This is a genomic window from Alicyclobacillus sp. TC, assembly GCF_016804365.1.
GTDB classification, from domain to species: Bacteria; Bacillota; Bacilli; order Alicyclobacillales; family Alicyclobacillaceae; genus Alicyclobacillus_I; species Alicyclobacillus_I tolerans.
The window spans coordinates 2798729-2808590 of sequence record NZ_CP044434.1 but is presented as its reverse complement, the minus strand read 5'-3'; the positions used below and the strand labels follow the sequence as shown (position 1 = coordinate 2808590).

Below are 9862 nucleotides of genomic sequence, written 5' to 3'. Positions count from 1 at the left end.
TGGGTGACAAAAATCCCCCTTACCATCTGTAAATAGAGAAAATGGGCATTGAAAAATTTTCATAAGAAGTCCACAAAGTTTGATTTGGAATACTTATGAATACGCTTTTGATAGATTTTCGAGTTGATTCGAGATGAATCGACAAAATTAAAGGATCAGTTATTCACTTTTCAACAAGAGGTGAATTATTTTATCCACAACCTGTGGATAAAATGGTGGATAAGTTGAACTTATTCACAGTTTTTAAAATGTGGTGATGAAGAGAATCATATCAGAATTTCTAGGTAAAGAGCAATGGACAAATTAGTTATCCACAATGTTCATATTTTGCAAAGTGAGCAATGCAATATCTGTGGATTTGTGTATAAATTTGTGGGTTTTTATGATTGATAAACTGTAGATTTTCTAAGAAATTATTTTTTGTGGATAATAATTGCGATTCTGTGTGTATAATATTCCGAATGGTAGTCTTGCTTTAATTTTTTTGATATTCCTTTTCAATGATGATTGTGTATAGGTGTCATTTACATGAATTGTCTTGTGTTTTGAAAATTAATATGGTATCATTTTGAGCGGTTTTCTTGATTGTCAAGGGGGTGTAAGAGTTGAAACCTACCTATCAACCGAATACTCGTAAGCGGAAAAAGGTACACGGGTTCCGCAAGCGTATGTCAACCAAAAATGGACGCAGAGTCTTGGCGGCTCGGCGTAAAAAGGGAAGAAAAGAATTGACAGCTTAAGGCCACTCGAGGTGGCCTTTTTCTATCAATGTTTCTACTCAAAGAGTATTTTTAAACAGCGAGTATTCTTAAACAGCAAATGTGCAAAGTCATGCGAGGGGTTGGGTTTATTGATATCTCGAATTCACCGTTTGCGCGAAAATCGTGATTTTCGTCGGGTGTTTCAAAGAGGTCAGTCTTTCGCAACCTCTCGGCTTGTTTTATATAGTTTTCCTAATAGACTCTCTCACTATCGTGTTGGGTTTTCTGTGAGCAAGAAGATGGGCAATGCAGTAGTACGCAATCGATTAAAAAGAGTTTTGCGTGCATGTTTTTATCAACTCGAAAAAGATTTGTCGTCTGTTTCTGCGGATTTTGTGATTATTTGTCGAAAACCTGCTGTTGATGCGGAATTTGATGTTTTATTGTCAGATTTGCGGAAAATGCTCAATAAGGCGAAAAACATGCTATGATGGTGGCGGGAGTGAATAGCGATGATGAAATCTATCCTGCTTTTAGCTATTCGATTTTATCAACTTTATATATCGCCGCTTAAGAGACCAACTTGCCGCTTTTATCCTACCTGTTCTCAATATGCTTTAGAAGCTATTCAGACACATGGGGCATTGCGTGGCAGCTGGCTTTCCATAAAGCGGATTGTACGTTGCGGTCCTTGGCATCCGGGCGGTGTTGATCACGTTCCGACCAAAGTCCATTAGGAGGAATATGGATAGTGGCTGAAAGAAAACCACGCAAGTCACGTTGGCTCTGGGCTCTCTCGGCGGTTGCATTGTTGTCTGTAACTGGCTGTGGATTGTATCCAGCAAAACCTGGTGATTGGCCCCATAATGCATGGGGCGATATTTTAAAATTTGTTTCCAGTGTTCTTGACTTCTTTGCAAAGCATGCAGGGGGATATGGAATCTCTTTGCTGATTGTTACTTTTATTGTGCGTTTGATTATATTTCCTTTGATGATTAATCAATTGCGCAGTATGCGAAAGATGCAGGAGCTTCAACCGCAAATGCAAAAAATTCGCAGTCAATTTAAAGGTGACAATAAAAGAATTCAAGAAGAAACCATGAAGCTTTATCAGACAGCTGGCGTGAATCCTCTTGGAGGATGTTTCCCTTTACTTTTGCAGTTGCCTATTATTTATGCTTTATATGGAGCGATATACGGCAGTCGACAACTTCATGAAGCCGTTTTTTTGGGAGTTCATTTAGGACAACCTGACCCAAATTATATCTTTCCGATTTTAGCTGCTTTGACTCAATTGCTTTCTACTTGGTTGACTATGCGTGGACAACCGACTCAACAAAAGGCGATGTTGTTTGTAACACCCATCATGGTTCTGTTTATTGGCTTAAGGTTGCCTTCAGGACTTGCGTTATATTGGATATATACTAATATTTTTACGTCCATCCAAACATGGTTAATGAAATATATTCCTGAAAAAAATTCTGCTGCGAAAAAGTCTGATAAAAATATAGTTGAAGCTCCGGCTCCGCAAAAAGGAAAGGGTCGTTAAATTCTTCGTTATAAAAATGGGGGAACAAGCAGTGAAATCTGTCGTCACGACTGGGCGAACGGTGGAAGAAGCTGTGACCAGCGCCTTAGTAAAACTGGGTGTGACCCGTTCTCAAGCAAAAGTGCGCATTATTTCAGAACCAGTAAAAGGGATTCTGGGGTGGATAGGCGGACGCCCGGCACAGGTTGAGGTTTCTATTGAAGAAAAACCTGATGAAGTCGTTTTACGTCTAATGCGCAATTTGTTTGATAGACTTTCAATGACAGCCGTTGTTCGTTGTTCTTATCATTCTGAGTCTGATGTAAATGAATTAATGATTAATGTTGAAGCTGAAGAAGATGTTTTACCCTATCTTATTGGTCATCACGGAAATACGTTGGATGCTTTGCAAAATTGGTTGACGCTTGCATACAACAAACAAATGCGCGATACATCTTTTTCTACAGTTAAGATCAATATGGATATTGGTAATTATCGTGAAAAAAGAAAACAAAAACTTATTCATTTAGCTGATATTGCAGCTGAAAAAGCTACTCATTTGAAAAAAGTCATTTTTCTTGAACCGATGGTTGCTGTCGATCGGAAATTAATTCATGAACATTTTCAAAATCGCTCAGATATACGAACAGAAAGTGAAGGTAAGGAACCCAATAGAAGAATTAAAATTATCCCTGTCGATCATGATTAATTTTTCTTGAGTTTATTTGAGTTTGAATAGCAGCGTTATGATATTAAATTTTAGCCCTTCTCTTGGAGAAGGGTCTCTCTTATGAAATAGGACGGGTTTTCATTGTTGTGACAAGGGAGGTGTCTCTGAATGAGTGTAAACGATACTATTGCTGCTGTTGCTACTGCTCCTGGTGAGTCAAGTATCGCTGTTGTACGCTCGAGTGGGCAAGGTGTGAAAGATCTGATACGTTCTGTTTTTAGAACGCCTTCCGGGAAAAAGGCTGTTTTGCCTACAAAGAGAGTGATTCGATACGGTTTTGTTGTCGATCCGGTTACTGAAGAAAAAATTGATGAATGTATATTGCTTTGGATGCCAGGAACTAAAAGTTATACTGCAGAAGATTCTTGTGAATTTCAAGTTCATGGAGGTTTCCAGTCTGTAAATTTGACACTAAACGCGTTAATGCGTTCCGGTGTAAGGATTGCGGAACCAGGTGAATTTACAAAGCGCGCATTTTTAAACGGTAGAATTGATTTATCTCAAGCAGAAGCAGTTATGGATTTAATTCAATCAAAAACTGAAGCTGCCAATAAAGCAGCATTCTCCAGTTTGCAGGGAAAACTTCACAATGAAATTATTCGATTGCGTAAACAGGTCTTGAGATTGCAAGCTCATGTAGAAGTTCATCTCGACTATCCTGAACATGATGATGAAGAAATTGCTCTTGTGCAAGTTATTCAAGAAGGAGAGCAAATTCATAACAGTATTCATTGGTTAAGAGAAGCTGCTGTCAAGGGAAGAATATTGCGTGAAGGCATTAAAGTTGCTATTGTCGGTAAACCGAACGTAGGTAAATCTTCTCTTATGAATTTATTTTTAGGTAGAGATCGTGCCATAGTGACAGATATTCCAGGAACGACAAGAGATGTTATTGAAGAATATATTTCTCTGAATGGCGTTCCTATAAAAATTGTCGATACGGCAGGTATTCGAATCACTGAAGATTTAGTAGAACGAATTGGTGTAGAAAAATCACATCAAGAGATGGAATCTGCAGATTTGATTTTGTTGCTTTTGGATGTTAGTAGACCTCTTGAGGAGGAAGATTTTCAACTTTTCTCCTATACTCAGTCCAAACGCAGGATTATCGTGATCAATAAAATTGATGAAATATTGCAGTGGGATATTGATGAGATTGGGTCATCATTTTTTAAAAAAGAAGATAGGGTTGTAAAAATATCTATAAAAGCGGAAAAAAATTTAAATGATTTAAATCATGAAATTGTGAGTAGTGCTTTAGGGAGTCAACAACAGGATTTTTGGGAAGGCGCTTTAATGGCCAACGCGCGTCAATTAGCTTGGCTAAATAAAGCTGATGAATCTTTACAAGAGGCTATAGAGGCGGCTTCTTTCAATGTAACACTGGATGTTATAGCTGTGTCACTTCAAGAGTGTTACAAAAATTTAGGCTGGGTGATTGGAGAGCAAGTGGGAGAAGATCTGCTTGATGAGATATTTTCTAATTTTTGTTTAGGAAAATAGGAGGTGAATCGATCATGAGATTTGAAGGTGGTCAGTATGAGGTTATTGTTATTGGCGCAGGTCATGCTGGTTGTGAAGCGGCGCTTGCTGCGGCAAGAATGGGTTGTAAAACTTTATTGATCACAATAAATCTAGACACAATTGCCTATATGCCATGTAATCCGTCTATTGGTGGTCCAGCTAAAGGTATTGTCGTTAGAGAGATCGATGCACTCGGTGGAGAAATGGCAGAGAATATTGATAAATCTTATATTCAAATGCGTATGTTGAATACTGGTAAGGGACCTGCTGTACAAGCTTTAAGAGCACAAGCTGACAAACCACTCTATGGACAGAATATGAAATGGACTTTAGAAAATACAACGAATCTTCAACTTTTGCAGGGGATGGTTGAAGAACTTCTGGTTGAAAACGGGAAAGTTGTGGGTGTAGCCACAAAAAGTGGCATGATTTATCGTTCAAAAGCCGTGGTTTTGACAACTGGGACCTATTTACGGGGACGAATTTTTATTGGAGAAGTGAATTATGAGAGCGGTCCAAATGGGCAAATGCCCGCTATACGATTAACCGATAGTTTACTTGAATTAGGTTTCCAATTGGTTCGTTTTAAGACGGGTACGCCACCGCGAATCAATCGAAATACAGTACGATTTGACGCATTGGTAGCGCAACCTGGTGATGAACACCCCGAGCATTTTTCATTTAATAGTCATATACCCACACGTCAACAATTGGATTGTTGGCTGACCTATACGAATGAAAATACGCACGAAATTATACAAGAAAATTTACATCGTGCACCTATGTTTTCTGGAGATATTCAAGGTACAGGGCCTAGATATTGTCCAAGTATAGAAGATAAGATTGTTCGGTTTAAAGATCGACCGAATCACCAAGTCTTTCTAGAACCTGAAGGTCCTCATACTGCTGAATGGTATGTTCAAGGTTTGTCGACTAGTCTTCCACAAGATGTTCAACTAAAGATGTTGCGAACCATTCCTGGGCTCGAACAGGTAGAAATGCTGCGTCCCGGGTATGCAATTGAGTATGATGCCATTGTTCCTACTCAGCTCTGGCCATCTTTAGAGTCTAAGCGAGTGGAAGGATTATTTACAGCTGGACAAATTAACGGTACATCCGGATATGAAGAGGCGGCAGGCCAAGGTATCATGGCCGGAATTAATGCGGCGCGTAAAGTTCAAGGGAAAGAACCTGTGATTTTACCGAGATCGGCCGCCTATATTGCGGTAATGATTGATGATTTGGTTACTAAAGGGACATTAGAACCTTATAGACTGTTAACTTCTCGGGCGGAGTATCGTTTGTTGTTGCGTCACGATAATGCTGATTTGAGATTGATGGAAATTGGAAGAGATATTGGATTGCTTTCTGAGGAAAAATATTCAAGAATGGCAAGAAAACGTGATGGCGTAGTTACAACATTAGAACGATTGAAGAGAACGAAAGTAAAACCAGCAGAAATCAATCAAGTTTTAGAGAGCCTATCTTCGCAAACTATTGATGAAGCTGTGAGTTTATCACAACTGTTAAGAAGACCAGAAGTAGGCGTAAACGATTTGTTGCCGTTCCTCGTTGATGGTCATCAGGATGTTTCTTCGCTTTTTAATGAGATTTCTACAGATCAAGTATTGCTAAGTGAAATGCTAGAACAAGTGGAAATTCAGTCGAAATACGCTGGGTATATTGATAAACAGCAAAATGAAATAGAACGTCAAAGGAGATTGGAGGAAAAGAAAATTCCTCTTCAAATAGAATATGATCAAATTCGTGGACTGGCTATGGAAGCGAGAGAAAAATTAAGCAAAATAAGGCCTCAAACTATTGGTCAGGCATCCCGCATTCCTGGAGTAACACCCGCCGATATTTCTATTTTGTTGATTGCAGTGAAATCGCATTGGGGAAGACATGCCCATGGATAATCAATTATCGATGGTTTGGGACAGGCTGCCTGATCATCAAAAGTCTGCATTTGAGACTTTTTTTCAATTGTTAGTTGAATGGAATGAGAAAATAAATTTAACCGCAATTATTGATTGGCCTGATGTACGTATCAAACATTTTATTGATAGTTTGCTTATTCATGTGTCTAATTACCGTAGTTTCTTAATGGAACCGGGTCGTAGAGTGATTGATGTGGGTACAGGAGCAGGTTTTCCTGGGATTCCATTGGCAATTGTATATCCTGAGGTTTCTTTTACTTTAGTAGATTCATTGCAAAAAAGAGTTCAATTTTTACAAACTGTGATTTCAGAATTAGGAATTGAAAATGTGGAAATTATTCATGCACGAGCAGAGGATTTAGGTAGATCTCCAGATTATCGTGAACAATTTTCTGGCGCAGTTTCCAGGGCTGTTGCTAAAGTGAATGTTTTATTAGAATATCTATCACCTTTTGTAGAAAAACATGGTTGGATTTGTATGTACAAAGGACCGCAAGTTGATGATGAATTACAATTCTCCAAAGTAGCCCAAAGCAAGTTAGCGGTACATCTGCAACATCAAGAAAATTTTAGGTTGCCTGATGAAGCAGGTACAAGGCACTTGTTGTGGTTTCAAAAAATAAGCAGTTTGTCTCGCAAGTATCCGCGTAAAGCGGGAATTCCGTCGAAGCAACCGTTATTATGATGTTTTTTGCTGGTCTTTTGCATGTCGTAGAAAGAGATGTTTTGTCGTTTCCTGAGAACCTTTGTCGCCTGGAAGGAAATGCAGATCGAAGTGTGGAAACCTAGTCATGTCGAGACGAGGATTCTGCTTATCCATTGGGGGCTCGTGATTTATGATGAAGGAAGCTTGGGGAAAATTCAAGAGTCGGGATACATCGCCTCCCGCTCAAAACGTTATGGATATTGATGTTCATAGTATAGTTTCTAATCCATATCAACCACGCACCGTTTTTGATGAACGTGCTATTGAAGAATTAGCTCGGACTATTCATACGCATGGCATTATTCAACCTATTGTAGTTCGGAAAAAGTCCGGTGGATATGAATTGATCGCTGGAGAACGCAGATGGCGGGCTGTTAAACTTCTGGGTTGGACTACAATTCCGGCAATTGTAAGAGATATGAACGATGCTCAGACGGCGTCTGCTGCATTAATAGAGAATTTGCAGCGCGAAGGCCTTACTCCGATTGAAGAAGCTGTCGCTTATCAACAATTGTTAGAATTACATGGGTTGACACAGGAAAGCCTAGCCCAAAGATTAGGGAAAGGCCAATCAACGATTGCCAATAAGCTTCGTCTTCTTCATTTGCCGTCCGATGTTCAACAGGCTTTGTTATCTAGACAGATTACTGAGAGACATGCTCGTGCTTTGTTGGCTCTACCTTCTGAAGAGTTACAATTAAAATTACTTATGGAATGTATTGAGCGAAACTGGAATGTCAAGCAAATGGAAGAGCAAGTGAAACGATTATTAAACAAATTAGAAAAAGAACCCCAGCGTAAAGCCCGAAAAAAGGGTTTATCCAGAGATGTGCGTCTAGCAGTCAACACGATTCGTCAATCTTTGCAATTGATTGAAAAAAATGGACTATCTGTTAATGTTGAAGAACAGGATGAAGATTCCTATTATCAATTTGTGATAAGAGTTCCCAAGTCTCATGTATCCTCTTGATATGATGTTGAACTCTAAATTTTCCTGTTTTTATCGTCATCTAATCTATATTCATACAAAGTTTTATATATCGGCTCCTCCCTTTTAGCTCATAGATGCAGTACAATGTATGGTACTGAATTGGGTTGAGAGGTTAGGGGGCTTCTTTGTGTCCGGTGGTCGTATCATAGCTGTTGCAAACCAAAAAGGTGGTGTAGGTAAAACTACCACAGCGGTGAATTTGGGAGCTTGTCTGGCTAATCTAGGCAGGAAAGTGCTACTGGTCGATATTGATCCCCAAGGAAATACGACGTCAGGTATAGGCATTAATAAAGCCGATGTACGTTATTGTGTATATGATGTCATTATTAATGATGTAACTATGGAAGAAGCGATTTTACCGTCTGGATTGGAAAATCTCTCTATTCTACCAGCTACCATTCAACTAGCGGGTGCTGAAATCGAATTAGTGCCAACGATTTCACGGGAAGTTCGATTGCGTCAAGCTATGAATACACTCAGGTCAAAATTTGACTATATGATTATTGACTGCCCACCTTCTCTGGGACTTTTGACTGTAAATGCACTTACGGCTGCTGATTCTGTTTTAATCCCTATTCAATGTGAGTATTATGCACTTGAAGGTTTAAGTCAGTTGTTAAATACAATCCGTTTGGTCCAAAAACATCTGAATACTTCTCTTGAAGTCGAAGGTGTGGTTTTAACCATGTTGGATGCTCGTACGAATTTAGGATTGCAGGTCATTGAAGACGTAAAAAAATTTTTTCGGGATAAGGTTTACCATACTGTCATTCCTAGAAATGTTCGCTTATCTGAAGCTCCCAGTCACGGACGTCCTATTATTCATTATGATCCGAAATCTAGAGGTGCTGAAAGCTATATGGATTTAGCGAAGGAAGTGATTGGTATTGAGTAAACGAGCACTCGGTCGAGGTTTGGACTCACTTATACCTTTACATGAAACATCAGCTGATTCTATTTCATCCATTGATATTCGTGATTTACGTCCTAACCCTTATCAACCTAGAAGAGTATTTGATGATGACAAATTGCAGGAATTGGCTAATTCTATTCGAGAACATGGTATTCTTCAACCGATTGTAGTACGTAAAAGTGCTATTCAAGGTTTTGATATTGTAGCTGGTGAAAGAAGATTTCGTGCTGCAAAATTAGTTGGTTTACATGTAGTACCTGCTATTGTAAGGGATTTAACGGATATACAGTTGATGGAGATAGCCATTATTGAAAATCTTCAACGTGCTGACTTAAATCCTCTGGAAACAGCTGAGGCTTATGTACAGTTAATTGAACGTTGTGGATATACTCAAGAGCAGTTAGCAAAAAGGATTGGACAAAGTCGAAGTCATATTGCGAATATGATGAGATTACTTCAATTATCTCCTTTGGTACGTGAGTATGTTTCACGTGGAACATTAAGTATGGGACATGCTCGTGCTCTTTTAGCTATTCAGAATAAAGAAGAGCAAGAACAAATAGCAGACTTGGCTGTTAAACAAGAGTGGAGTGTTAGAAAATTAGAGGCGATGATTTATGAGCCTAAAAAAACTAGAAATGTTTCACGTGAAACAAAAATTCATGAACGATTCAAACATTATGAAGAACAAGTACGACAATATCTTGGTACATCAGTTAGAATACAATCGGGTAAAAACAAAGGTAAAATTGAAATAGAGTATTTTTCAGAAGAGGATTTAGAACGAATTCTACAGTTATTAATGGTTACTGATGCGGATGGTGTTTAA

Annotated in this window: 11 protein-coding genes; all 11 read left to right on the top strand. The window is 38.8% G+C overall.

The genetic code is table 11. The features are described from left to right. Positions 1-605 precede the first annotated feature (605 nt). The 11 genes from rpmH (at position 606) to FY534_RS13690 (ending at position 9862) form a co-directional block, all read left to right on the top strand. Complete coding sequence (rpmH, locus tag FY534_RS13740) at positions 606-740, top strand: 50S ribosomal protein L34 (protein WP_072874403.1); 135 nt, start codon at positions 606-608, stop codon at positions 738-740. Positions 741-850: 110 nt separating this feature from the next. After that, complete coding sequence (gene rnpA, locus FY534_RS13735; RefSeq protein ID WP_238413592.1) at positions 851-1192, top strand: ribonuclease P protein component; 342 nt, start codon at positions 851-853, stop codon at positions 1190-1192. A 24-nt stretch (positions 1193-1216) separates the two neighbouring features. Beyond that, complete coding sequence (gene yidD / locus FY534_RS13730) at positions 1217-1438, top strand: membrane protein insertion efficiency factor YidD (RefSeq protein ID WP_072874419.1); 222 nt, start codon at positions 1217-1219, stop codon at positions 1436-1438. Positions 1439-1452: 14 nt separating this feature from the next. Further along, positions 1453-2250, top strand: coding sequence for a YidC/Oxa1 family membrane protein insertase (locus tag FY534_RS13725; protein WP_072874402.1), 798 nt, complete (start codon positions 1453-1455; stop codon positions 2248-2250). Positions 2251-2281: 31 nt separating this feature from the next. Next, the gene (gene jag, locus FY534_RS13720; RefSeq protein ID WP_203114887.1) at positions 2282-2938 is read left to right on the top strand and encodes an RNA-binding cell elongation regulator Jag/EloR; all 657 of its coding nucleotides are present in this window, start codon (positions 2282-2284) and stop codon (positions 2936-2938) included. A gap of 129 nt (positions 2939-3067) precedes the next feature. Beyond that, positions 3068-4462: a tRNA uridine-5-carboxymethylaminomethyl(34) synthesis GTPase MnmE gene (mnmE, locus tag FY534_RS13715; protein ID WP_203114886.1), complete on the top strand. Its 1395-nt coding sequence runs from the start codon at positions 3068-3070 to the stop codon at positions 4460-4462. 14 nt (positions 4463-4476) lie between these two features. Next, positions 4477-6402 (top strand): tRNA uridine-5-carboxymethylaminomethyl(34) synthesis enzyme MnmG, encoded by a 1926-nt coding sequence (gene mnmG, locus FY534_RS13710; protein ID WP_203114885.1) that lies wholly within the window; start codon positions 4477-4479, stop codon positions 6400-6402. Continuing rightward, positions 6395-7108 (top strand): 16S rRNA (guanine(527)-N(7))-methyltransferase RsmG, encoded by a 714-nt coding sequence (rsmG, locus tag FY534_RS13705; protein ID WP_203114884.1) that lies wholly within the window; start codon positions 6395-6397, stop codon positions 7106-7108. Before mnmG ends, rsmG begins: the two co-directional genes overlap by 8 nt. Positions 7109-7262: 154 nt before the next feature. Further along, a complete protein-coding gene (gene noc / locus FY534_RS13700) occupies positions 7263-8099 on the top strand; it encodes a nucleoid occlusion protein (RefSeq protein WP_203114883.1) in 837 nt (278 codons plus the stop codon). Positions 8100-8208: 109 nt separating this feature from the next. Continuing rightward, positions 8209-9015 carry a ParA family protein gene (locus tag FY534_RS13695; protein ID WP_203114882.1) on the top strand — a complete coding sequence of 269 codons (807 nt, stop codon included), beginning with the start codon at positions 8209-8211 and terminating at the stop codon, positions 9013-9015. Beyond that, a complete protein-coding gene (locus tag FY534_RS13690) occupies positions 9008-9862 on the top strand; it encodes a ParB/RepB/Spo0J family partition protein (protein ID WP_203114881.1) in 855 nt (284 codons plus the stop codon). The genes FY534_RS13695 and FY534_RS13690 overlap by 8 nt, the downstream gene beginning before the upstream one ends.

Excerpts from the sequence above, each read along its gene's own strand:
- FY534_RS13695 (WP_203114882.1), top strand. The coding sequence starts at position 8,209 with ATGGTACTGAATTGGGTTGAGAGGTTAGGGGGCTTCTTTGTGTCCGGT.
- yidD (WP_072874419.1), top strand. The coding sequence starts at position 1,217 with ATGAAATCTATCCTGCTTTTAGCTATTCGATTTTATCAACTTTATATA.
- rsmG (WP_203114884.1), top strand. The coding sequence starts at position 6,395 with ATGGATAATCAATTATCGATGGTTTGGGACAGGCTGCCTGATCATCAA.
- mnmE (WP_203114886.1), top strand. The coding sequence starts at position 3,068 with ATGAGTGTAAACGATACTATTGCTGCTGTTGCTACTGCTCCTGGTGAG.
- noc (WP_203114883.1), top strand. The coding sequence starts at position 7,263 with ATGAAGGAAGCTTGGGGAAAATTCAAGAGTCGGGATACATCGCCTCCC.
- mnmG (WP_203114885.1), top strand. The coding sequence starts at position 4,477 with ATGAGATTTGAAGGTGGTCAGTATGAGGTTATTGTTATTGGCGCAGGT.